The following is a 23474-nucleotide window of genomic DNA, read 5'->3' as shown; positions in this document are numbered from 1 at the left end:
CGCGCCGATGCCGCGTGCTCGCCGACGCGGTCGCCGAGGCGCTGCCCCGGCCGTTGGATCCGGTGCGGTCGGTGAAACTCAAGCTGGCGATCCTGATGGTGGTCTCGGGTGGTCTCGCGTTCGGGTTCTTCCGTTTCCAGATCGGCTGGCTACCACCGCGAACCACGCTGACCGCCGTGCTGATCGCCCTGATCACCTCCCAGATTCTGGCGCACGGCATCACCAGGCCGTTGCGGGACATGACCGCGGCCGCCCAGCGCATGGCCCAGGGCGACTACACCCGCCGGGTGCGGGCGAGTTCGCGCGACGAGGTGGGTCAGCTCGCCGAGGCGTTCAACCGGATGGCTGCCGACCTCGCCGCCGCCGACCGGCAGCGGCGCGACCTCATCGCCAACGTCTCGCACGAACTGCGCACTCCGATCACCGCGCTGCACGCCGTGCTGGAGAACCTGGTCGACGGTGTCTCCGAACCCGATCCGAGCACGCTGCGCACCGCGCTGGCCCAGACCGAACGGCTCGGGCTGCTGGTCTCCGAACTGCTCGACCTGTCAAGCATCGAGGCGGGCGCCTTGGCGCTGGATCGCGAGAACGTGCCGGTCGCGCCGTTGCTCGCCGAGGTGGTCGCCGAGGCCGAGGTGATGGCGGCGGCGCTGGGCCGCGGCGTGCGATTCAGCACCGACGTCCGGCCCGACACCGCGTGCGTCGACGCCGACCGTGCACGCCTGCACCAAGTGCTGATCAATTTGCTCGACAACGCCGCGCGGCACGGCCCGGCCGGCGGCGAGGTGCGGATCACCGCCCGCGCCCAGCACGGCGAGCTCGTCATCGACGTCCAGGACGAGGGTCCAGGCATTCCCGCCGCCGAACGCGCGACCGTCTTCGATCGCTTCACCCGCGGCGGACGCACCAACGGCGGCGGCACCGGACTCGGCCTCGCCATTTCTCGCTGGCTGGTCGACCTGCACGGCGGCACCATCGCCGTGGCCGACCCCGGCTCCCGCATCCGCGTGGTCCTGCCCGCCCCCTGACGGGCCGGACCCGATCGACAACCCACACACCGCAACCCGGACCCACCACGGGGTCCCGGGGCGACCACGCACACCCGAAATCGGAGGGGATCATGAGTAAAGAACCGACCGGACGGAACGATTCGATGTCCGAACCGCCGGACGCGGCTGCCGCAGCCACGGAAAGCGCCACCGCCGGTTCCGCGCGGTCGACCGCACTCGAGACGGCGGCGAGCCAGGCGGCTGCCGGAACTCGGGAAGCCTCCGATGGTGGAGCCGACCGGACGACCGCCGCTCTCGACACCGACACGGCGGCCGTCGCGTCCGTCGACGGAAGCGGCAAGGCAGTGGGCGCCGCGACGGCAGGTTCGTCATCGAATGAGGCCGCCGCGAAACGGAGTTCCGAATCGCCGGGTGCCGACGAATCCGCGAAGTCCCCGGAGTCCGGCACGGTCTCGTCCGGTGCAGGCAAGCGAACTGCGCGCACGGGGTCCGCCGCCGATTCCTCGGATGCTCCGGCAGACGATGTCGAGACGACGACATCGCCCGATGCTCCTGCGGATGGCGAGACGGCCACGTCGGATGCTCCGGCCGCCACTCGAACGGCGACATCGTCGGACGCTCTCGCTTCCGGCAAGACGCCGACCTCCGCCGACAAGGCCACCGAACAGCACGCATCTGCCGCCGACTCCGCGACGAAGCTCGTGAAGACCGCGGACACCACCGCGAAAGAATCCGACAGCCAGCCGAATTCGACCACAGGCGCACTCCCGCCGATGACTCCGGTAGCCGATCGATCCGGTCCACCGGGTGCCCCGCCGATCCCCAAGTGGCGCAGGGTCAGCTATCCGCCCGCGGTAGTTCCCGCCGCCGCGATCGCCGGAGTCTCGGCGGCGGTGCTGATTCCGTGGGATCGCCCCGGCATCGGCTGGGTGCTCGCCGCGCTGGTCGCCGCGGGCGCGGTGTTCGTCGTCGATCGACGGGCGCGCGGGGCGGTCGAGCAGGGCGAGTCCACCGATCGCTCGATTCGCGCGCTACTGCGGCGCAATCCGGCGCGGCTGTGGTGGACCGCGCTCGCGTTGGCGCTGCTGGCGGTGGGCGCGGTGCGGGCGGCGGGGTGGTTGTTCGTGCTGTGCCTCCTGGCGGCGGTCTTCGCTGGTTCGCTGGCCGTGGTTCCGCGCCGCTCGGTGCACGGCATCTGGTACGACGCGATCGCCGTGCCGCTGGAGGCGACCGCGGCGGTGCTGTGGGTGTCCGAGGGTTCGCGCCGGGCGCGTGACGCGCGGACGGTGCGCACCTGGCGGGCCGGACTGTCGGTGGGCGCGACCGTCGCGCTGCTCGCGGTCTTCGCCCCGCTGCTCGGCAGCGCCGACGCCACCTTCGGTTCGATGCTGAACCGGCTGGTGCCGACCGTCGAGCCGGCGTCGCTGTTGCGGTGGACGCTGGTGTCCGGCCTGGTGGCGCTGGGCTGCTTCGGCGCGATGTACCTGCTGGCCGGTCCGCCGATGTCGGCGGATTCGATGCCGCGCGAGAAGGTTTCGGGTCGCACGGTGAGCCGGTGGGAGTGGGCGTTGCCGGTGGGCGCGTTGACGGCGCTGTTCGCCGCGTTCGTCGCGGCTCAGTTCGCGGCGCTGTTCGGTGGCGACGACTACGTGCAGAAGACCGCAGGCCTCACCTACGCGCAGTACGCGCGCAGCGGGTTCTGGCAGCTGTCCATCGTCACCATGCTGGCGCTGGCGGTGATCCTCGCCGTGCTGCGGTTCGCCGACCAGGATTCGGCGCGCGACCGGACGTGGCTGCGCGCGCTGCTCGGCTCGGTGACCGCGCTGTCGCTGGTGCTGGTCGCCTCCGCGCTTGGTCGGATGTGGACCTATCAGCAGGCCTACGGTTTCACGGTGCTGCGCGTGCTGGTGGAGGCGTTCGAGCTGTGGCTCGGTCTGATGTACGTGCTCGTGCTCGTGGCGGTGCTCCGGTTGCGCCGTGCCTGGCTGCCGCGCGCCGCGCTCGGCACGGCGTTCGCGACGCTGCTGGTGCTCGCGATCCTGAACCCGGAGCGCCTGGTCGCCGACCGCAACATCGACCGCTGGACGAACGGGAAGACGCTCGACACGGACTATCTGAGCACCCTCTCGCCCGACGTCGTCCCCGCGCTGGACCGACTTCCGGAACCGTTGCGCGCCGAGATCCTCGAACCGATCCGGGACGACCTGCCCGAGGACACCTGGCAGAGCTGGAACCTCTCCCGCGCCTCCGCCCGCTGAACCCAGCGCCCGGCATCGCCGACCGAGTCCGCACCCCAGCGACTTCGGTCTCGGCGCCTACTAGTCCCCGTCCACAAAAGTCGGCCAAGCAACCCTGACCGAAGGTCACCATTCATCGGCCCACCGTGCTGAAGGTCACCCTCGGTCGGTACGTAGGTCGGGTGAATGAAGGTCACGTCCAGAACCACCGAACTGCGCTCACCCCCGCCGCGACCCGATCGCGAGCCGCACCGCCTCGGCGGGATCGGCGGCGGTGAGCGTGGCCTGCAACGGCTCACCCGCGGCGTCGAGGATCTGCCAACCGCCGAGCGAGACGACCGGGATATCGCCGCGGTGCCGTGCCAGCGCCAGTTCGGACAGCGTCCCCCAGGACCCGCCGATGACGATGACGGCGTCGGCGGAGCGCACCAGGATCGCGTTGCGCGCCTCGCCCATGTTCGTGAACAGCACGGCGGAGAGTCCCTGGCAGGCCGCGTCGCGGTCGATGTCGGGCCGCACTCCGATCACCAGCCCGCCCGCCCGCGACGCGCCTTCGGCGACGGCGGCCATCACGCCGAAGCCGCCGCCGCACAGCACGGTGACGCCCGCGGCGGCGAGCAGTCGTCCGACCTCGGTGGCGTTCGCGGCGTCGGCGCGGGTGCATGCGGTGGGCCCGCACACGGCGACCTGCTTGGCGTAGGTGCGTCGGGTCGTCAGCGCTGCCATATCGACAGTGTGCCGGGTCGGACGGTCAGCCGCGGGTTCCTCCGGCGAGTCGCGCGGCGGCGTCGTCGGGGAAGCCGAAGGTCATCTCGGTCTCGGCGCGCATCGCGGCGGTCCGGTCCATCGACCGGGCGTTGGCGTAGAGCGCCTTGTAGATGCGGTGCGAGCCGGGCGAGTTGGCGGCGATGCGGTCGGCGAGGTCGGCAACGTACCTGTCGAGTTCGGCGTCGGGCACACAGTGGTCGACCAGCCCGATGCCCGCGGCTTCGGCGGCGGGCATCCTGCGGGCGGTGAAGCTGAGTTCCTTGGCCCTTGACATGCCGACCCGTTCGGGCAGCCGCACCGACATGCCCCACAGCGGGACCAGCCCCCACTGGCTGTGGGTGTCTCCGAGTTGGGCGGATTCCCCGGCCACCAGCAGGTCGCAGCCGAGGGCCAGTTCCAGGCCGCCGGTGAAACAGTGCCCGTGGATCTTGGCGATGGTGGGCTTCGGCAAGTCCTCGAGCAGTCCGATGGTCTCGGCCTCGCGGAACCGGTGCGCGAGCGCGTCGCCCTCGGCGAGTGCGGCCAGATCGTGTCCGGCGCAGAAGGATCGGCCCGCTCCGGTGAGCACCACGACGCGCACGGCGTCGTCACCGGCCAGCGCTTCCAGGTGGGTGCGCAAGCGTTCGAAGGTGTCGGCGGTGAGGGCGTTGAGCTTCTCGGGCCGGTTCAGCGTCAGCGTGGCGATCGCGCCGTCGATCGAACACAGGACGAGCTCTGCACTCATCGGTCACCTCCGTGTCAGCGCACCGCCGTGCGCGTCACGCCGGTGTCTTCGCACCCTAACGGGCGCTGCCGGACCGTCGACGCCTAATCGTCGCGGCCCGATGCGGCCTGCGCGGGAGCCGATTTCACGAACTTCAGCCCGATGACGCAGGCGATGATGCCGCCGAGGAAGGCGATCTTGCCCGCCGAGACGGTCTCGGCGCCGGTGACCATGGCGTACCCCACGGTGAGCGCCGCGCCGATGCCGATCCACACGGCGTAGGCCACCCCGATCGGTATGCGCCGGGTGGCCAGCGCCAACCCGATCATGCTCGCCGCCAACGCGATACCGAAGACCGCCGTGGGCGCTGGCCGCGACAACCCGTCCGACATGCCGAGCGCGGTCGCCCACACGGCCTCGAACACCGCGCTGACGATCAGGAGCACCCACGCCATCTCAACTCACCGCCTTCAGTCCGGCCACACAGGCGACCAGCCCGCACAGCAGCAGCGTCCGCGCCGAGCTCGTCCGCTCCTTACCGGTGAGCACCGCCCACACCGCGGTGAGCACCGCGCCGACACCGACCCACACCGCGTAGGCGGTGCCGGTGGGCAGGGTGCGCATGGCGTACGCCAGACCGAGCATGCTGACGACGAGCGCCGCCGCGAACACGAGGGTGGGAACGAGACGCCGGAAACCGCGGGATTCGGCGAGCGCCGTGGCCCAAACGGCCTCCAACACCCCGGCGACGAGAAGAACGACCCAAGCCACGACCGACCTCCATGGTCAGTCTTGTCGCTGTCCGGGTACTGAGCCCTCGTCCGGAGGCCCGCCGCGGGCCTTGTCTCCGACGCTAGCACGCGACGCGGGCGGCGGAGGGCGAGCTCGGTTACCGGCTCGCTACTGTCCGCTTCCGGCGGAGTCCGCGCCGATGCGCTTGCTGCGACACTGCATTCGATGCCATCGCCGAGGTCATCCGGCCTCGGTGGCGTCGGTGACGCGGGCCCGCAACGCCAGCGCGTCCCGTGGCGCCATCACCTTGGCGTCGTTGTCGAAGTAGACGTACACGTCGCCGCCGCGCGCCCAGGTCCGGATCTTCTCGGCCCACATGTCCAACCCGTCGTCGGTGTACCCGCTGACGTAGAGCTCGTCGTGCCCGTGCAACCGGACGTACACGAAATCCGCGGTGACGTCCTCGAGCAGCGGATACTTGCCCGCCGCATCCGCGACCACCAGCGCGATCCCGTGCTCGCGCAACAACTCCGGGAACTCCGGCGTCACGAAGCTGGGATGTCGGATCTCCAGCGCGTGGCGCAGCGGCCGGTCCGCGTCGGTGGTGGTGTGGGCGGGGTCGACGCGGTGATCGTGTCTGCTCGCGATCTCGGCCGCTTGGGCGGTGCCGCGCGGCAGGTGGGCGAAGAAGCCGGTGAGCAGATCCGGATCGAACCGCATCGTCGGTGGCAGCTGCCACAGGATCGGCCCGAGCTTGGGGCCGAGGGCCAAGACGCCGGAGGCGAGGAAATTGGCCAGCAGCGTGTCGCCGTCGCGCAGCCTTTTCATGTGGGTGATGAACCGGCTGCCCTTCACGGCGAAGACGAAATCCTCGGGCGTCTGTTCGGCCCAGCGCAGGTAGCTCGACGGTCGCTGCAACGAGTAGAACGATCCGTTGATCTCCACGCTGTTCATGCGCTCGGACAGGTAGCCCAGCTCGAGCCGCTGGGTCAGTCCCACCGGGTAGAACACGCCGCGCCAGCCTCGGTACAACCATCCCGAGGTGCCGATCCGGATGTCGCCCATGAATTCCATGGTGGCAGGCGGGGGTGGGTGAAAGCCGTAAAACGGGGCGCGGCAGGATCTCCGAGGGTTCGACGGCCCGTCGTTCGGGTACGTCATGGTCGGATCATTCGCTTTTCAACTGAGTTCAATCGGAGGAATCACATGTCGAAGGTCGATGCCGTGCGGCTGTCGAGCGTGCTGGGCATCGATGTGGCGCAGGCGATGCTGCGGCTGCGCAACGAGCGGTATCCCGGCGAGAACGAGCACGACACGTGCCTGCGTCTGATCGCCGAGGACGCGCAGCGCAGGCGGCACGGCGCCTGAGGCGCGTCGTCCGAGCCGAATGCAGGGTCGGCTCGGGCCTTCTCATCGTCCGCACCCGGGGCCGCAGTCGCCACCGACTGAGAGCACACCGTGCCCGCACGGCCTCGCCGAGAACTCGGCCAACGCCGCGCTCAACGCGCCGACGTCATCGATGGCGAGGCTCCTGGCGTCGATCGCACGGGCGATCTCGCCTTCCAGCTCGATCACCCGCACCAGGACGCGCAGCACCTCCGCATCGCGCGGCGTCCGCGTCTGCGCATCGCGAACCAATTCCTCGGCGATCGCCCCGGCCCGGTGCAGATCGCGTACCGCGCCCGCGGGGTCGCGGCGACGAACCGACAGCCGCGCCTGAGTTCGCAGGGCCTCGATGTCACCGAGGCGGGCGCCGAAATGGGCGGATTCGGGTGACGTCACGATGTCCTCACCGGGTGCGTGGTGGCGACGAGTGGTTCCTCTCGGGTGCCTGTGTGCGAGGCATATCGCCGGTGTACCCAGCGCCGTGACACTCTCGCGTGGATCGCCCGGCAGTGGGTAGGTCCCGAGCACGGGGCACATCGACGACGCGAGGAGGCGATGGCGATGACGAGCGCGCAGCTGCTCACCGACGGGTACGAGCGGGTCAGGGAGGCGGTCTACGAGGCCGTCGACGGCCTGGACGAGCACGCGCTGACCTTCCGGATCGATCCGGGCGCCAACACGATCGCCTGGCTGATCTGGCATCTGACCCGGGTGCAGGACGATCACATCGCCGACGTCGCTGGCACCGAGCAGGTCTGGACCGCCCAGGATTGGTACGGCCGTTTCGGCCTGCCGCTGGACGAACGAGCGACCGGCTACGGCGACGGCCCCGACGAGGTCGCGCTGGTGCGCGCGTCCGCCGAATCGCTGTCGGGCTACTACGACGCCGTCCACGAGCGGACGCTGGACTTCGTGCGCGAGCTGACCGACGCGGATCTGGCGGAGGTGGTCGACACCCGCTGGGATCCGCCGGTCACCCTCGCCGTGCGGCTGGTGAGCGTGATCGCCGACGACCTCCAGCACGCGGGCCAGGCGGCATATGTGCGCGGGGTGTTCGACCGCACGAGGTGAACGGCGTCAGGGTCGGGTGAAGACGCCGAGACCGTTGGCGTCGAAATATTCGAGGGTAAGCGTGTTTCCGGCGAAGGTGGCGCGGGAGACCGACCCCGCGGCGGCGTTCTCGCCGGTCGGGGTGAACACGAAGGTGTCGCCGTCCCAGTGGCGCAGCGGGAAGCGCATGTTCTTCGGGCCGAGGGTGAGGACGAGATCGTCGCCCTCGACGGCGACGGTGGCCGGACCGTAGTAGTCGTTGTCGTAGCGGCCCGCGTAGGACGGCAGCGGTTGCGCGGGGGCGGGTCGCTCGGGTGGCGTGGCGCCCGCCAGGCTGCCGCTCGGCGCGCTGAACGGTGCGAACGCTTCCCGGTAGAGCGTGCGCCAGTCCTCGCGGACGGTGCCGAACTGGACGAGGTCGGCGAACTCGGCGTTGAGCGTTTCGGGCAGCCCGATCGGCGCGGCGTTGGTGAGCGTCACGATGCCGACGTTCACCGAGGGGATCATGGTGAACGCGGTGGCGGCGCCGAGGTCGAAGGCTCCCGAATGCCCGAGTACGACCCTTCCCGCCGGGGAGATGCCGATGTTGAAGCCGTAGCCGTAGAACCCGGCGCGCGCGTCGAGGGTCGTCGGCGGAGACGACACCGCTTGCGGCGACAGCGCGGGTTGCAGCGCGTCGGGCGCGAGGAACGGCCGACCCTCGAACGCGCCGTCGGCCAGCACCATCGTCATCCATTTGGTGAGATCGTCCACCGACGAACTGGCCCCGCCCGCGGGGGACTGGGCGTCGGGGTCGCGCGGCGGGTCCGTGACCCGATAGGTGCCGTCGACGAGCACGTGGCCGTCGGCGCGGTCGGTGCGCGCGCGGAAGTCGCTGTACCGCGAGCTCGTCGAGGTCATGCCGAGCGGCTGGTAGATCTCCTTGTCCGACAACGTCTCCCAGTCGGTGCCCGCCGCGGTGGCGACCGCGACGGCGGCGGCGGTGAGCCCGAAATTGGTGTAGGCGTAGGAATCGCGGAAGGCGCCGAGCGGCAGCTCGCGCAACCGCTCCAGCACCTGGTCGCGGTCGTAGCCGAGGTCCTCGAGCAGATCACCGGCATGATCGGGGAGCCCGGACCGATGCGCGAACAGATCACCGACGGTGACCTTGTCGGTGACGTACGGGTCGTTCAACGCGAACGAGGGCAACAGCGTGCGCACCGGCGTATCCCACTGCACCGCGCCCGTGGCGACCTGCCGTGCGACGACCGTCGCCGCGAGCGATTTCGACACCGACGCCAGCTGGAACACCGTCTCCGGACCGACCTTGGCGTCCGAACCCACCGCGCGCACGCCGAAACCCTTGCGGTACACCACTTTTCCGTCGTGCACGACGGCGACGGCGAGGCCGGGGACGCGCGAGGTCGCCAGCAGGCTCTGGGCGAGCTCGTCGAGCCGATCCACCGCCTGGCCGACCTGTCCGTCGGGGATCGTCACCCCGGCGACCTGGTTCGGCGACTCGACAGAGGTACTGGTGGGGGGAGACTGCGGAGCCGGCGCGTCGACGCAGCCACCGACGAGCAGTCCCGCGGCCACCAGCGCCGCGAGACCCGGAATTCTCCGCCGATCTCCGCGCACGGCCACTCCCGGGGCTCGTTGTCGACACAAACCCTCCTCGAGCGTAGATCAACCGATCTTGCGGCGAAAGGCTTCGCCGACGGCGGCGGTGTTTGCCCCACGGGATTCGCGGTAGTCCTCACCCCGAACCACTGACCGTCGGCGGACACCTCCGATCGCCGACCCGCGGAGAGGAGCTTCGATGAGTCAGCTGCCGAAAGGCCGCGGCGTCACCCGACGGCACACCGTCGCGGTGCGCGGCGCATCCGCCATGGCGATCGCGGCCACGGCATTTCTCGCTCCGGTCACCGGCACCGCGTCCGCCGCCGATCCGCCGGTACTGGGCGGCGGATCGGGCATCGTCATCGCCAACCAGGCCGAGTGCACGCTCACCTCGATCGGCCACGACCGCGCCGGGCGTCTGGTCGGCCTCACCGCGGGGCACTGCGGGGCGGCGGGGGCGACGGTGCTCGCCGAATCCGATCCCAACTACGGCGTGGTCGGCAGGTTCGCCCATACCGACCGTGTGCTCGATTACGCGGTCATCGAATTCGACCCCGAGCGGGTCACGCCGGTGCGCCAGCTCGGCGACATGGCGATCACCGGCCTCGGCGCTCCGGCGCGGTTCCCGGCGGTCGTCTGCAAGAAGGGCCGCACCACCGGAACCACCTGCGGCGTCGCCTGGGGCGGTGTGGGTCCGGCCGCCGAGACCTGGACCCAGCTGTGCGTGCTCGAAGGCGACTCCGGCGCGCCCGTGGTGGTCGGTACGACGCTCGTCGGCATGGTGAACGCCTACCTCGGGGTGGGTTGCTTCGGGCCTGAAGTGGGTACCGATATCCACGCCGTGGCCGCCGATCTGGACGCACGCGGCCTCGTGGGCGCCGGTTTCTGGCCGATCTGACCGGGCGCCGTCCGCGAAAGCTCGGCGAGTGCTCGCGCGTTGCCGAAGGTCGGCGATTGCCGGGCGTTTCGCGGGAGGCCCGCGCCGGTCGGAGCGATGAGCCACCAAGTGAATCGAGCATCCTTTCCGGCCAGCGCACGGTATCGCACCGATTTCACCAGGGCCCAATGGATTCCGTGTTTCCTCCACTAGTCAAGTGACGCTCGAATCTCAACTCGAGCCCTGCGGTTTGGGGTTGGTCACAACGACCAGATCTCCGGGCGAGGGAGTTTGCCGAATTCGCGCCACCGAATCGCTTCCGAGGTTGCCGGTCGATACCGTGGGGGCACATCGGGAGGAAGCGGAATCCACATGGGCCCCAACGACGCCGAGAACGACGGCATGCCTGCTCCGGTGCGCGACTTCGGCACGGCGATCCGCATGGGCCTCGACCTCGCGCTGGCGTTGGTGGAGGACACCGACACCTCACTGGACGGGATGCTGCGCACCCTCGAACGCCACACCACCCGGTGGGCGCTGGACGGCGTACCCATCGACGAGATCCAGCACGCGGTCCACGACGGCGTCCGATCCGGGCTCGCCCAGCTGCGCGACGACGCGGGACCGGTACTCGACTGCGTGCTCGTCGTGGATCTGCTCGACGTCATGACCTCCGCGGTGTCGCGCGCGTACGTGGCGGCCGACCGCACCGTGCGCGGCACCGCGCTCTGAGGGCATTACCTCGCGGGTAATCGTCTGGCGCCCGCCGGATTCGTAGGATCGGCGGGATGACTACGCAAACAGCGGGCGATCTGCTGCGGCATTGGCGGCTGGAACGCAGGCTGAGTCAGCTCGAGCTGGCAGGCCGCGCCGAAACCTCCGCCCGCCACCTCAGTTTCATCGAGACCGGCCGCGCGACCCCGAGCCGCGCGATGCTCGCGCACCTGTGCGATCACCTCGACATCCCGCTGCGCGAACGCAACCGCCTGCTGCTGGCGGCGGGCTACGCACCCGCCTACGCCGAACCGAGCATCGACACCCCCGAGATGGACGCGGTACGACAGGCCATGCGCCAGATCCTCGCCGGCCACGAGCCCTACCCGGCGCTGGCCATCGACCGGAACTGGAACATGGTGGAAGCCAACGCCGGAGTGGCCCTGATGCTCACCGGCATCGACTCGCGGCTGCTCACCGCACCGGTCAACGCGCTGCGGCTGAGCCTGCACCCCGGCGGCCTCGCGCCGCGGATCGCCAACCTCCCCGAATGGCGCGGGCACCTGTTCGCCCGGCTGTCGCGCCAGATCGAGATCACCGGCGCACCGGAACTGATCGCGCTGCGTTCGGAACTGCGCGGCTACCCGGGCGGCGAAACCGAGGTCGCGCTACCGGAACCGGACCAGGCCACCGTCCCGCTGCGGCTGCGCCACGACGGCGAGGAACTGTCGTTCCTTTCGGTCACCACCGTGTTCGGCACGCCGATGAACGTCACCGTCGCCGAGCTCGCCATCGAATCGTTCTTCCCCGCCGACGCCGAGACACGAAAGTACTTGAACGCGCTGAGTTCCTGAATCACGCCGCGAGCGCGGCGCGGGCGGCGGCGAGAGTCTGCGAGCGGTATCCGGCGCCGAACAACGCGACGTGCACCAGCAGCGGATGCAGCTGATGCAGCGCAACACGCGAGCGCCACCCCGCCGCCAGCGGGCGGGTCCGCTCGTAGGCGGCGATCACCCGATCCAGGTGCGGTGCGCCGAACAACGCGAGCATCGCCAGATCGGTCTCCCGGTGTCCGCCGTGCGCCGCCGGATCGATGAGCACCACGCCCGCCTCGGTCCAGCGCAGATTGCCCGACCACAGATCACCGTGGATGCGGGCGGGCGGCTCTGGCGGACCGGCCAGCTCCTCGACGGACTCCATCACCCGCTCCAGCAGGCGCACCCCGTCCGCGCCGAGCACGTCCGCGGTGCGCGACACGAACGGCCGCACCCTGCGCTCGGCGTACCAGCGCGCCCACGGACCCTCGCTCGGAGTGTTGTCCAGCGGGAGTTCGGCGATCCAGCCCGGCCACGGCGCACCGAAGACCCCCGGCGAATCCGCGTGCAGCACAGCGAGATCCCGGCCGAAGCGGTCCGCGGCGGCGGGGGAGGGCGCTGCGTCTGGCAACCACGGCAGCACAAGCATGCCGTCCTCGGCGGCCAGCACCGGCGGAACCAGCGCGGAATTGCCCGCCCCGAGCCAGCGCAGACCCGCCGCCTCCGCCGCGAACACCCCGTCCCGGTCCGCGGCGGCCTTGACGAAGACGACGCGACCGTCGGCCAGCTCCGCCCGGTGCAGCGTCCAGTCGTGACTGGACCCGAGATCGGTCACCGCGTGGACGGCGACGCCCAGCGATTCACCCAGCCGATCGGCGATACTCACCGCACCACCGTAGGCCGCCTCGTGCGATCTCAGGACGCGGTGCGCGCGATGACGTGCTCGGCGAACCGGGACAGGTTGGCGATCTTGGTCTCCAGGCTCTCGGTGTCCTGGTCGCGGGTGTACGGATTGCGGAAGCCGACGATGACATCGGTGACGCCCTTGTCCTCCAGCCGCTTCACGCCGTCGACGGTGAAACCGTCCAGCGAGATGACGTGCACCTCGAAGTCCTTGCGCGTCCCGTACTCGGCACGCAGCTTGTCCAGCTTCGCCAGCAGCCCATCGAGCTCGGCCGGATCGCCGCCCGCGTGCATCCAGCCGTCGCCGCGCTGGGCGGCGCGCCGCAGCGCCGGACCGCTGTGCCCGCCGATGAGGATCGGGATCGGCTCGGTGGGCACCGGATTGATCTTGATCGGCGGCAGGTCGTAGAACTCGCCGTGGTACTCGAAATAGCCGCCCGCGGTGAGCCCGCGCACGATGTCGACGCACTCGTCCATGCGCGCGCCGCGCTTCTCGAACGGCACGTCCATGATCTCGAAATCGTCCGGCCACGGGCTGATCCCGACACCGAGACCGAACCGATTGCCGCTCAACGCCGCCACCGACGCCGCCTGCTTGGCCACCAGCACCGGCGGGCGGATGGGCAGCTTCAGCACGAACGGGGTGAACCGCAGCTTCGTCGTCGCGGCCGCCATCGCCGCCGAGAGCACGAACGCCTCGATGAACGGCTTGTCCTCCAGGAACTCCCGGCTGCCGTCGGGGGTGTAGGGGTAGGTGGCGTCGGAGTCGCGCGGATAGGCGACGCTGTCGGCCACCGCCATCGACGTGTACCCGGCCGCCTCGGCGGCCTGCGCCAAAGGCACGTAGTAGGACGGGTCGGTCATCGTCTCCGCGTACGTGAACCGCATGGAATCAGCCTTCCTGCTCGGTCGTCGCCGGGCAACGGCTCGTCGGTGGACGGTATGCCCACGGCATCGCCATGGCGAACATCTCCCAGCCAATTAATCACTGGTGCTTAACTTGGTCAAGACTCGGGTTCAGTACAGTGGGTGCCTATGCAAGCCGACGACTCGCGCGCCGCCCTGCTCGACGCGGGGGAGCGACTCATCGCCGAACGCGGCGTCGACGTCCCGCTGCGCGACATCGCCGCCGCCGCGGGCCAACGCAACAACTCCGCGGTGCACTACTACTTCGACTCACGCAACGGACTCGTCGAAGCCATCGTCGAGCGCCGCATGAACCGGCTCGAACAACGCCGCATGGAACTGCTCGCCGCCCACGAAGCCGACGGCACCGGCACCGACCCGCACGCACTGGTCGGCATGCTCGTCGGACCCATGCTCGAACTCGTCGGCCAAGACCGCACCAGCCACTACGGCCGCTTCCTCGAAGTCGTCCGCACCCACCCCGTCATCGCCGACGCCCGCCGCCTCGCCGGCGCCGACCGCGCCGCCGTCCGCATCATCGCCACCCGCCTCGACGCCGCCCTCCCGCAACTGTCGCCCCGCCACCGCCGCCGACGCCTCGAAACCATGACCACCGTCCTGTTCGCACTCGTCGCCGACTACGAACGCGCACTCCAAGACGGCAGCCGCACCCCGCACCTCGACACCGACACCGCCGAAATCGCCGACATGCTCGTCGCGATGCTCACCGTGCCCGCGCGCGACCCGGCCTGAACACGCACCGAGCGTGACCGCCGCGCACCTCGTCCGACCGGCTCCGTGCCGATCGATCCAGCTGCTCACCCGCCTCCACGACCCGCTGCGGTCGTCCATGGTCGGCGCGCCGCAGTGCCCCACGCAGGACGGGGTGCGGGTGGTAGTCGCTCTGCGTCTCCATGTCGCTGTCGGCGCGCACGATCACCGGCGGTAGTCTTCGTCGCTCAGCAGGTCATGCGCGGTACACGCCGCCCCGGTCGCGACAGTGCGTACACCGAATTCAGCGGCGCCGGACGCATCGCTCGGCCCTACACGCGTACCGCGGCTACTTCGACTCGGGTTCACGGCAGGAAACAGTTCGCTCGATCCACGAGCCGGGTCGCCTCTGCGAGGAAGTCTCCCCGCGCGGGTTCGGTGCCACCGACGAGCCCGACCGCCCACAGCGATCGCCGCACACTCGCCCCAGAATCCGCGGCCGCATCACGCACCACCCTCGCCGCCGACAACCACCGAATCCGCCACGACCCGCGGCCATGCCGCCCGCCACCCCCGATACCGCTCCATGACAGCCAGCATCACCGCTCCCACCCACGGCCGGAAGCGTAGGACTACTCAGCCGCCCGCCATTCACCCCTCCCGCGAACGCCGCGCCAATTCCACTGTCGCCGCCCGCAATCCATCGACACCGTCCAGCCGCTCCGCATAACCCACCCGCGTCCGCGCCACCCCGCGCGGCGTCTCCACCCGCAAATCCAGCCCGTACCGATCCGCCCGCTCACACAGCGCCGCCGTCGCATCCGGATAACCACCAAGCACCCGCGCCATCGACAACAAGGAATCGGCGTGATCGTCGTTCAGATGCGCGACCGCCCGCCCCGCCACCGGCGCCACCGGATCCGGCTCCGCCGCCAGATACTCCTCGGCCGACGCCGAATCCATCCGCCCGTACCCGCCGACCCACCGCACCCGGCCGACCCGCAACACCCACAGCGAGAAATCGCTGTACTCGACATACATCCGCGCCGCGGGCACCGCCGCGACATGCGCCTCCCGCGCCGCCGCCAACTCCGCACCCACCGGACGCTCCACCACCCCAGCCAGCGTGATCCGCGAACCCGCCAACGGATCAGCAGGGCCCTCCGGCGCCACGATCGACAGACTCGCCCGCGCATCGCCCGCCAGATTCCGGCCGTGCTCGGCCAACCGCGACACACACAACACCGGCGCACCGTCCAACAACCCGTACGTCACGAACGACGCCCACGGCGAACCGTCCGCGCTCAGGCTCGCCAACGTCGCGATATTCGTCGACGCCGCAACCGTTCTCGCCTCCTCCGCCGCCGAAGGCCGCGCCGCGTTCACCACCGCACCGAGCGGCCCAGGCACCGACGGCGCATCACCGGGATCACCGTGATCGAGAGTCATGACCACCAGCGTGCCACGCCGAAACGCCGCCGGAGCCCCAACCAAAGCAACCCAATGCCCACGCACCGCCACCCGATACGTGAGGATGTGCCAGGTGACCCGATACGCATTCGACGCCGACCGCAACGCACTCGTCGCCATCTGGGCGACCGGACGCGGCGACCTGGCCGAGACGGTGGCGCTGCTGCCACCGACAACACCCGAACTGGCAACGGATCTGGCGTCGAATCTGACCACGCTGTCGCGCTTCCACTGGCGCACCTACACCCACCCCGCGGCCGCCGCGGGCGACCCCGACATCCCCGACAGCGAAGCCTGGCGCCGCGCCGAAGAACGCCGCAACTTCACCGAAGTCGAGAACGGCCTGCGCAACCCCAACCTGCCCACCGAAGCCGGACTGCTCGTCTCCTACAGCGGCGTCGTCGAATCCGCCCACCGCGTCGGCCGCTGCCTGCACGGCATCCGCACCGACGAACTCACCGAGACCATCGTCGCCGAAATCCACCGCGAACAAGCCGCCATCGAAGCCGCCGAACTCGGCGACCTCTCCGGCCGCGCCCGCCAAGCCGTCGAACTCTCCCGCCCCGACGTCTCACCCGCCCAGGTCCACGCCGCCGACACCCTGCTGCGCACCGACCCCCTCGGCGCACCCGAACTGTTCACCGACCTCGACCCCGCCTCCGCCTCCGTCGCCGCCGCCCACTGGCTGCACGCCGCCGCCGAAGTCGCGGGCGAACTCGCCGACCTCCCCATCACCGACGTCATCGCCGAAGCCGACGACATCGAAGCCATCCCGGTCGAAACACCCACCCTCGTCCTGGAACGACTCGACAGCGGCGAAACCGCCACCGACATCGTCACCGACCTCATCGCCGAAGCCGTCGCCGTCTCCGAAGGCCACCTGCCCGCCCCGTGGGCCGTCGTCGCACGCGTCGCCGAACTCGAAGAGCACGCCCACCGCTACGACGTCGACAAAGCCACCCGCGCCGCGCTGCTCGCCGAATTCCGGGTCAGCAGGCTCGACCCCGCCCGCCCCGCACTCGACCTACTGGAAGACCTCCTCGACGGCATCCGCGGCTGCCTGCTGCTCTACGCCGCGCACCACGACGACGACACCGACATCGAGGACCGTTTCGCCGCCGACGTCCGCTACGCCGCCGACAACCACTCCGAACGACTCTTCTGAGACGAACCTCAACCCGCCCGGCCCGCACCGAGGGCCGCGGCGGGCTCACCACCCAACCACCCGCGCAACGCCGCGTACACCGCCTCGTGATTCAGCAGCGTGAAATGATTCGCGCCAGGCAAATGCAGACCGTTCTCCTCGAGAAAACCGAGCCGCCGCGCCCGCCCACGGCCCGAACCGCTCGGCGTCAACACCAGACCGTCACCGAGGACACGGCCGAGCGGATGACGCGCACTCCTGGTGAACGTCGCGGTCACGAAATAGTGGTCCGCACCCTCCAACAGCGGAACCTCCCGCACCGCACGCCGCTCCAACGCGTCCGCGTCCACCCCGCGCCAATCCTCGTCCACCAGCGAACCGTGCCGCAGATCCCGGATCCCCGCACTGCGCCGCCGCAACATCCGGCCCACCGGCCGGGTCTCCGGTAACCGCACCAGCGCCGCCGACAACCGATGCACCACCTGCTCCAGCGGCGCCCCCAGATGCGGCGAGCCGAGACATACCACCTGGCGCACCGAATGCACCCACACCCGATCCTCTTGCGCCGCACCGAAACACGCCGCCCGCGCCACCAACCCGCCCATCGAATGCCCCACCAGCGAGATCCGGCGCACCGGCACCGGCCACTGCGCGACGAGCCGCTCCATCAGATCGGACAGCTCCCGCGCGTTCTCGGAGATGTGCAGCCCGCTGTTGTAGCGCACCTGGACGCACGCGCACTCCAGATCCGCCGTCAAGCGTTCGGCGTACGTCGCGCGCCCACCCAACCGCCACGCGTGCTCCGTCTCGACCAGACCGTGCAGGAACACCACCAGATGCCCACTCGGCGGCACGTGCTCGGTAATCGACTCCGGCGCAACGGGATTCCCATCCACCCGCAGCGTCATCGGACCCGCGAGAATCGGCATGCCGTTCTCGAGGCGGTCGCCGATCAGACCTTGCAGCGCCGCGAGGAAGCCCGAACCCCACACCGTGCGCGACGGGGGAGCGCCGGGCAGATCCGCCGCCCGTCCGCCCACCGCTCCCGCGGTGACGGCCGCGGTGCCGACGATCCGGTACACGCCATCGGTGATCGCATCGTGCACCACCTTCACCGGCTCGGCGGCCGGACCGACGCCCCAGCGCACCGCGGCGAACACGCGATCCGACACCGCCCGGTGGATCGTCGCGATGCCGTCCACCGCACCGCCCAGCTCGTCACCCGCGAGGCGGGCCAGGGCGCGGACCTCTGCCTGGCGCTGCGGGACACTCTCCAACATGAAATTCAGTGTACAACCGTGCACTGAACTTCGTCCGTGGAAGGGTCAGCCGGGCACGCTCGTTATGGCGAGCGCCGACTCGGTCAAACTGCCCAAATACAGCGTGCCTTCGTGCTCGACCATCCCGGTGACCATCGAGTAGTCCGTGCCCTCGGTCTGCAAATCGTGCACGACCGTGCCCTCGAAATCGACCGCGAGCACCCACACCGTCCTCGGCGGCTTCGGAAGCGCCCAGTCGGGCAGCGACCACACCACACGGCGCAGCACGCCGGGGAGGGGGAGTAGACGGTCGAGCAACGCATCTCGCGGCGCTGGCAGTGTGATCCAGACCAGGCCGTCACTGCCCAGCGCCATGTTGTCCGGGAAGCCGGGCAGATTCTCGATCAGCCGATCGTGCGTGCCTGCTCGCGGCCCGGTCAGCCAGTAGCGGGTCACTCGATACGCGCCGGTCTCGGCCACCAGCACGCAGGACCGATCGGGGGCGAGCACCACGCCGTTGGCGAATTGCAGTCCGTCGACGAGGGTTTCGACCTTGCCGGAAGGGTCGCGCCGGAACAGGCGACCGGTGCCCGAATGCTCGAGCAGGTCGCCCATCCACTGGTCCAGCGGGTAACGGGCCGAGGACGCGGAGAAGTAGATGGTGCCGTCGATATCGCGAACAACGTTGCTGGCGAAGGCGAGTCGCTCGCCGTCCACCTCGTCGACAAGCACCTCCAACGTGCCGTCCGGGTCCAAGCGCAGCAGGCCGCGCGCGAAATCGCAGATCAGCAGGGAGCCGTCGGCATCGGCGTGCAGCCCGAGCGGGCGGCCGCCGGTGTTCGCCAGTTCCCGCACCGACCTGTCGACGGGGTCGACGCTCACGATCGCACCGTTCGCCAGCCCCGCGATCACCTTTCCGTCCGGAGTGCGCACCACGTCCTCGGGTGCCTCGCCGGGGAGTTCGATGCGGGTGACCGGCGGCAGTGGGGGAGAACTGCGCTTCGCGCGGGCCCGATCCGGGGCGGGCGGGGGTGTCCAGCGGTGCGGTTGCATGGTCCAGCCTGCGAGCATGCGGTCAGCGTATCCGTGGGCGGGTCGCTCTCGGCGGAAACCGAGGCGATGCGATAGAACATCCCGCTATGTAGATATGCGCATCTAACCATATTTCTCACCCTCGACCCAAAACCCAACGCCCGGCAAGCCGGGCGAAGCAACGACGGCGCAGGGGGCGAGATGTGGTGGGGAGTGTTGGGCGATCGCCCGTGCGAGTCCGCAATCGGCTCAGCTGTTTTCCGCCTCGTCCGAGGCACCGCTGGAGTTGGTGGGGCGGGGAGTGGTACAACGTTTCGCGGGGAAGCGCGCGGCGAAAGTTCGGTGCCGAGGGCGCCCGGGGGAGCGGTGGCGTCGCCGCAGCTGCCTTCGGGCGGGTCGCCGGGGCGCTTCGGCCCGGTTGTCGAGCGGGATCGAGCGACGTACTTCACCCTCGAGGATCAGTTGGGAATTCTGCTATTCAGATATGCGTATTCACCTATCTGCCAATCCATTTGGTACCGCGCTATAGCTCACGACCTAGCGATTGAAGACGCACAGACGGGGGAGGGGTGGGTCGTTTTGAGCAGCCCACCCCAGTCCGCTACGGAGTTGTGGTGAAGACGTGCCACAGCACGCCGAGGGTGGCGACGGCGAAAAGTGGTGTGAGGATCCAGGTTTCGACCTTGTTGCCGGTCCGTTCGATGATCGGCAGGCAGGTGCGCAGCTTGAAGGGCCAGAAGAGGCGGCAGCCGCGGTCGGTGAGGCAGTCGCCGATGAGATGGGCGAAGGCGCCGAGGCCGACGCAGAACGGCAGCCAGGCGGGTCGATCGCTGATCCAGTGGTCCATTGCGAAGGTGCCCGCCGTGGCGAGAACGACGATGGTGCCCCAAGAGCGGATTCCGTCGCCCGGCGGGTACAGGTGCAGGGCGCGCACCGCCAACGCCAGCAGGAAGAACACCAGCGCGAGCGTGAATCCCCGGCCGATCCAATGCATTCCGGCCCACGTGCCGTACGCGGCCGCGATCACGAACGCGAAAGAATGCGTGGCTTGCCGGTGTCCGCCGGCAATCGTCGATATGACCTTGCAGAGGAAATAGGAGAGCGGTCCGAGCACATGCGCGATCGTTCCCTTGGGGTGATCGGCATCGGGGAGCAGCGCCGCGCCCGCGGTGAGAAAGACGCCGAGAACGACGTCCACCGGCCCCAATCGAGCCTCACCGCTCTGCAATACCGGATAGGTCAACGCCGCGAGAGGCAGCGTCGCCGCCGCCACCGACCAAGCGAACGCGCCGCTGGTCGCATGTGAATGTCCAAGCACTACTTCGAGATTAGTTGAACAGCCGACCATCCGACATAATCCCAGCCTGGCGGATTATGTCAACCGCTGGGCGTGGCTCACGAATCATCCTGGGGGAGTCGATCTCTGGCTTGAAGTACCGTTCGGCGCCCCTCGTCCCTGCGCGATCGTTCGGCCGCCTACCGGTGTGACTCCTCTGTGCCGCTCCATCTATACGGCACCGTATACCGCGACTAGCCTCATCGCATGCGGCCGGCGCGGCGATGAAGCCCTGTCGCGCGGCCGCGGTCGCCAGAGAAGGCGAGGCGGAGCCGCACGGCACCGCGCGCGAGAGAGGGAGTTCGCATGATCAAGTGGGCAGGCTGGCTCATCGTGTTGTTCCCGGGAATCGGGCACACGGTGGGTGCTCTCGTGGAGACGGCCCCGGATCACGCTGGGGCGTGGTTCGACGGCGAGGGGTGGAAGGCCGACGCCACCGCGATGAACTACGCCGAGGCCGCGCTGTGGTACACCGTGTTCAGCTTCGGTGTGCCATTTTTGGTGATCGGCTTGCTCGTGCTGTGGCTGGACCGCCGGGGCATCACGCCACCGGCGTTCGTCGCGTGGATCGTGGCCGGATGGACGTTGGTTACCGTCGCAGCCGGCGCCCATCGCCGTTGCTGGTCCTGTTGGTCGCCGCCGGTCTATTACTGGTCGGTTCCCGCCGCGCCCGCCGTCTCGCGGAGGAGGGTGAGCTCGCCTCCGCTTGACATAATGTCGATTATCGGCGCAGGAACGGAGCTGCTGGAAGGGGTTGAATCTGGCTGTGCCAGCGCTTGTTCGCATCTTGTATCGCCGCATCGGGCTGTCCGGGATGCTTCGGCGACGCTCGCGCCCGCTGGTTCGTGCGCTGTGTACGGAACGTCGAAGCGCTGTCCCCTTGGCCGCACACTTCATGGTCGGAAATTTTCCGGCGATCGGCGGTTTCTATCCGAATCTCTAGTGTTCGGCCAAGATTCGAGCTCGATCCACTTCCCCGCATGGTGGTTGCAGGATACGCGGGCGACCTTCAAAACGTCACCGTGACGAAAAGCTTTGCTGGACAACCTTATTCACCCCGACCTGGCGTGCCAGGGACCTTCGTGTCCGGTGGGCCAACGGGTCGGCGAGGTAGCAGGACCGTACCGAAGAGTGCGGCGATCGCGAGCAGAGCGGTCACGGCGAATGCCACCTGTAGGGCCTCGAGACGGGCGGCGGAGTTGGCCGCGAGGATGGCGTCGCCTGTGGTGTCGCCGACTCCGGCGCTGTCGAGAGCTTCCGCCAACTGAGTGTTGGACAGGAATGGCACGCCGTCGGCCAACTCCGTGGTGGCCTGCTGCTGTACGGAGGCCGGAATGGCCGGATCGTTGGCTATTCCCTCGATGACGGATGTCGTGAGTGTGGCGATCAGGACCGATCCGATCAGTGCGGTGCCCAGGGACGCGCCGAGAGTGCTCGCGGTGTTCTGTAGTCCCCCGACCTCGGCGCTCTCCGAATCGGGTACGGCGGATACCGTGACGGCCCCCAGTTGAGAAGCCAAGGCGCCCAGGCCGAGTCCCATCAGCAGCATCGGGATCGACACGATGCCCGCGTTGGCGCCCGGGTCCATTCCGGCGGCGAGGATCAGAACGCCGACGATCATCGCGCACAGACCCAGGCGAACGACGCGGCGCGGATTGGCGTGCGGCCAGAACTTCGGGATGCCCGCCGCGGCGAGGACCAGCGCGATCGAGAGTGGAAGGATCCGCACCCCGGTCTCGAGCGCGCTGAGTTCGAGCACCACGGACAGAAACAGCGGCACGGAGAAGAACACCCCGGCCTGCACGGCGAACTGCGCGAAGAACATGCTCGCGCCCCCGACGAGCTGCCGGTTCGCCAGCAGGCCAGGATCGACCAGCGCGTCGCGGCCGTGCGCCACCAGATACGTCTGGCGCTGCAAGAACAGATACAACAGCAGCAGACCACCGATCAACAGCCAGACGACAGGTGACAAACCAAGCACGTCGGGGCCGCCTGGCTTGGTGCGCACCCAGCCCCATTCGCTCGACCGCAGGACTCCGTAGACGACCATGCCGAGCCCGAGCACGGACAGGACCGATCCGATGAGATCCAACCGGACGCGTTCGGCGGGCGCGTCCTCGACCCGGCGCAGAACCAGCAGAATCAGCACGACGACGACCACCTCGCCGAAGAAGACGTACCGCCATGATGCGAACGTGGTCACGGCACCACCGAGCAGTGGGCCTACCGCGACGGCCATCGCTCCTGCCGCCGCGACGAGTCCGTAGGCCGCGGATCGGCGTTCGGGTGGGAAATTCCCCGCGACGAGGGCGACGATCGCGGGCATGATCAGGGCGGCGCCGATGCCTTCCAGCAGCGACCACCCCAGGAGGAGGGTCGGGAGGTTCGGTGCCAGCCCGGTGATGAACGAGCCCGCGCCGTAGATTACGAGGCCGAACCCGAAAGTCCGGCGCCGGCCGAGAATGGTGCCCACCCGGCCGCCCGTGATCATCAGTGATGCCATCACCAACGTGTAGAGGGTGATGGCGGTCTGGATTCCGGTGATCGTGGTGCCGATGTCCTGGGCGACGGTGGCCATCGATACGTTCATGACGGAGCTGTCGAGCGTCATCAAGAACTGGCCCGAGGCCAGCACCACGAGCACGAGGGTGGAGTTGGACCTTTCTGTCGGCACCGGTGCCAAATGGCGCTCCTTCAGTGGCAATGTGGACGGCGTCGGCGTTACCTCGGTGCCTTACCCCTGATGGCCTGCTGCTGCGACGAGAATCGGCCGCACCGCACTCGGTGTCATCGTCCCACATCAGCACGACCAGGCCTGGGAG

At 69.4% G+C, this 23474-nt stretch carries 24 protein-coding genes and 1 riboswitch; of the genes, 10 read left to right on the top strand and 14 right to left on the bottom strand.

Annotated features, from left to right (window positions below; genetic code table 11):
• Positions 1 to 95 precede the first annotated feature (95 nt).
• The gene (locus tag CRP45_RS05690; RefSeq protein WP_372508117.1) at positions 96 to 1028 is read left to right on the top strand and encodes a HAMP domain-containing sensor histidine kinase; all 933 of its coding nucleotides are present in this window, start codon (positions 96 to 98) and stop codon (positions 1026 to 1028) included.
• Positions 1029 to 1783: 755 nt separating this feature from the next.
• Positions 1784 to 3268: a DUF4153 domain-containing protein gene (locus CRP45_RS34915; protein WP_097244592.1), complete on the top strand. Its 1485-nt coding sequence runs from the start codon at positions 1784 to 1786 to the stop codon at positions 3266 to 3268.
• A 198-nt stretch (positions 3269 to 3466) separates the two neighbouring features.
• Here the strand turns inward: CRP45_RS34915 and CRP45_RS05680 are convergent, their stop codons facing one another.
• The 5 genes from CRP45_RS05680 to CRP45_RS05660 form a co-directional block, all read right to left on the bottom strand.
• The gene (locus CRP45_RS05680) at positions 3467 to 3973 is read right to left on the bottom strand and encodes an SLOG cluster 4 domain-containing protein (protein ID WP_084482817.1); all 507 of its coding nucleotides are present in this window, start codon (positions 3971 to 3973) and stop codon (positions 3467 to 3469) included.
• Between the two features lie 25 nt (positions 3974 to 3998).
• A complete protein-coding gene (locus tag CRP45_RS05675) occupies positions 3999 to 4739 on the bottom strand; it encodes an enoyl-CoA hydratase/isomerase family protein (RefSeq protein ID WP_097244073.1) in 741 nt (246 codons plus the stop codon).
• A gap of 83 nt (positions 4740 to 4822) precedes the next feature.
• Entirely contained in the window at positions 4823 to 5173 is a 351-nt protein-coding gene (locus CRP45_RS05670) for a DMT family transporter (protein WP_097244072.1), read from the bottom strand.
• Between the two features lies 1 nt (position 5174).
• The gene (locus CRP45_RS05665) at positions 5175 to 5489 is read right to left on the bottom strand and encodes a DMT family transporter (RefSeq protein WP_097244071.1); all 315 of its coding nucleotides are present in this window, start codon (positions 5487 to 5489) and stop codon (positions 5175 to 5177) included.
• A gap of 10 nt (positions 5490 to 5499) precedes the next feature.
• Positions 5500 to 5563, bottom strand: a riboswitch (guanidine-III (ykkC-III) riboswitch).
• A gap of 127 nt (positions 5564 to 5690) precedes the next feature.
• The gene (locus tag CRP45_RS05660; protein WP_218841082.1) at positions 5691 to 6515 is read right to left on the bottom strand and encodes a DUF72 domain-containing protein; all 825 of its coding nucleotides are present in this window, start codon (positions 6513 to 6515) and stop codon (positions 5691 to 5693) included.
• Between the two features lie 141 nt (positions 6516 to 6656).
• Here CRP45_RS05660 and CRP45_RS33685 point away from each other — a divergent pair, with 141 nt between their 5' ends.
• Complete coding sequence (locus CRP45_RS33685; RefSeq protein WP_157107692.1) at positions 6657 to 6818, top strand: hypothetical protein; 162 nt, start codon at positions 6657 to 6659, stop codon at positions 6816 to 6818.
• 42 nt (positions 6819 to 6860) lie between these two features.
• Here CRP45_RS33685 and CRP45_RS05655 read toward each other — a convergent pair whose 3' ends face one another.
• On the bottom strand, positions 6861 to 7232 hold the full coding sequence (locus CRP45_RS05655) for a hypothetical protein (RefSeq protein ID WP_097244069.1): 372 nt from the start codon (positions 7230 to 7232) through the stop codon (positions 6861 to 6863).
• Between the two features lie 165 nt (positions 7233 to 7397).
• On the opposite strand from CRP45_RS05655, the gene CRP45_RS05650 reads away from it, so the two are divergent.
• Positions 7398 to 7907 (top strand): mycothiol transferase, encoded by a 510-nt coding sequence (locus CRP45_RS05650; protein WP_097244591.1) that lies wholly within the window; start codon positions 7398 to 7400, stop codon positions 7905 to 7907.
• Between the two features lie 6 nt (positions 7908 to 7913).
• On the opposite strand, the gene CRP45_RS05645 is transcribed toward CRP45_RS05650, so the two are convergent.
• On the bottom strand, positions 7914 to 9503 hold the full coding sequence (locus tag CRP45_RS05645) for a serine hydrolase (RefSeq protein WP_097244590.1): 1590 nt from the start codon (positions 9501 to 9503) through the stop codon (positions 7914 to 7916).
• A gap of 250 nt (positions 9504 to 9753) precedes the next feature.
• On the opposite strand from CRP45_RS05645, the gene CRP45_RS05640 reads away from it, so the two are divergent.
• The 3 genes from CRP45_RS05640 (at position 9754) to CRP45_RS05630 (ending at position 11930) form a co-directional block, all read left to right on the top strand.
• Positions 9754 to 10383, top strand: coding sequence for a chymotrypsin family serine protease (locus tag CRP45_RS05640; RefSeq protein ID WP_097244589.1), 630 nt, complete (start codon positions 9754 to 9756; stop codon positions 10381 to 10383).
• A 351-nt stretch (positions 10384 to 10734) separates the two neighbouring features.
• Complete coding sequence (locus CRP45_RS05635; RefSeq protein ID WP_097244068.1) at positions 10735 to 11094, top strand: RsbRD N-terminal domain-containing protein; 360 nt, start codon at positions 10735 to 10737, stop codon at positions 11092 to 11094.
• Positions 11095 to 11150: 56 nt separating this feature from the next.
• Positions 11151 to 11930 carry a helix-turn-helix domain-containing protein gene (locus tag CRP45_RS05630; RefSeq protein WP_097244067.1) on the top strand — a complete coding sequence of 260 codons (780 nt, stop codon included), beginning with the start codon at positions 11151 to 11153 and terminating at the stop codon, positions 11928 to 11930.
• A gap of 1 nt (position 11931) precedes the next feature.
• Here the strand turns inward: CRP45_RS05630 and CRP45_RS05625 are convergent, their stop codons facing one another.
• Both CRP45_RS05625 and CRP45_RS05620 read right to left on the bottom strand, forming a co-directional pair.
• Positions 11932 to 12777, bottom strand: coding sequence for a fructosamine kinase family protein (locus CRP45_RS05625; RefSeq protein ID WP_097244066.1), 846 nt, complete (start codon positions 12775 to 12777; stop codon positions 11932 to 11934).
• A gap of 29 nt (positions 12778 to 12806) precedes the next feature.
• Positions 12807 to 13682 carry a TIGR03619 family F420-dependent LLM class oxidoreductase gene (locus tag CRP45_RS05620; RefSeq protein ID WP_097244065.1) on the bottom strand — a complete coding sequence of 292 codons (876 nt, stop codon included), beginning with the start codon at positions 13680 to 13682 and terminating at the stop codon, positions 12807 to 12809.
• A gap of 147 nt (positions 13683 to 13829) precedes the next feature.
• Between CRP45_RS05620 and CRP45_RS05615 the strand changes: the two genes are divergently transcribed.
• The gene (locus CRP45_RS05615) at positions 13830 to 14453 is read left to right on the top strand and encodes a TetR family transcriptional regulator (RefSeq protein ID WP_097244064.1); all 624 of its coding nucleotides are present in this window, start codon (positions 13830 to 13832) and stop codon (positions 14451 to 14453) included.
• Between the two features lie 609 nt (positions 14454 to 15062).
• Here the strand turns inward: CRP45_RS05615 and CRP45_RS05605 are convergent.
• Positions 15063 to 15860, bottom strand: coding sequence for a HugZ family pyridoxamine 5'-phosphate oxidase (locus tag CRP45_RS05605; RefSeq protein ID WP_067783276.1), 798 nt, complete (start codon positions 15858 to 15860; stop codon positions 15063 to 15065).
• 94 nt (positions 15861 to 15954) lie between these two features.
• Between CRP45_RS05605 and CRP45_RS05600 the strand changes: the two genes are divergently transcribed.
• The gene (locus tag CRP45_RS05600) at positions 15955 to 17046 is read left to right on the top strand and encodes a hypothetical protein (RefSeq protein WP_143861347.1); all 1092 of its coding nucleotides are present in this window, start codon (positions 15955 to 15957) and stop codon (positions 17044 to 17046) included.
• Positions 17047 to 17054: 8 nt separating this feature from the next.
• On the opposite strand, the gene CRP45_RS05595 is transcribed toward CRP45_RS05600, so the two are convergent.
• From CRP45_RS05595 to CRP45_RS05585, 3 genes are all read right to left on the bottom strand, one after another.
• The gene (locus CRP45_RS05595) at positions 17055 to 18305 is read right to left on the bottom strand and encodes a lipase family alpha/beta hydrolase (RefSeq protein WP_097244061.1); all 1251 of its coding nucleotides are present in this window, start codon (positions 18303 to 18305) and stop codon (positions 17055 to 17057) included.
• Between the two features lie 45 nt (positions 18306 to 18350).
• Positions 18351 to 19355 carry an SMP-30/gluconolactonase/LRE family protein gene (locus CRP45_RS05590; protein WP_245909921.1) on the bottom strand — a complete coding sequence of 335 codons (1005 nt, stop codon included), beginning with the start codon at positions 19353 to 19355 and terminating at the stop codon, positions 18351 to 18353.
• A gap of 562 nt (positions 19356 to 19917) precedes the next feature.
• On the bottom strand, positions 19918 to 20634 hold the full coding sequence (locus tag CRP45_RS05585) for a metal-dependent hydrolase (RefSeq protein WP_067783282.1): 717 nt from the start codon (positions 20632 to 20634) through the stop codon (positions 19918 to 19920).
• A gap of 324 nt (positions 20635 to 20958) precedes the next feature.
• Between CRP45_RS05585 and CRP45_RS34450 the strand changes: the two genes are divergently transcribed.
• Positions 20959 to 21678 (top strand): DUF6463 family protein, encoded by a 720-nt coding sequence (locus tag CRP45_RS34450; protein ID WP_245909919.1) that lies wholly within the window; start codon positions 20959 to 20961, stop codon positions 21676 to 21678.
• Positions 21679 to 21700: 22 nt separating this feature from the next.
• Here CRP45_RS34450 and CRP45_RS05575 read toward each other — a convergent pair whose 3' ends face one another.
• Positions 21701 to 23335 (bottom strand): MFS transporter, encoded by a 1635-nt coding sequence (locus CRP45_RS05575; RefSeq protein ID WP_245909916.1) that lies wholly within the window; start codon positions 23333 to 23335, stop codon positions 21701 to 21703.
• Positions 23336 to 23474 lie beyond the last annotated feature (139 nt).

The organism is Nocardia amikacinitolerans (assembly GCF_900215415.1).
Lineage (GTDB): Bacteria > Actinomycetota > Actinomycetes > Mycobacteriales > Mycobacteriaceae > Nocardia > Nocardia amikacinitolerans.
Note: the sequence above shows the minus strand (reverse complement) of the source record. Positions and strands in the feature narration are given on the sequence as shown.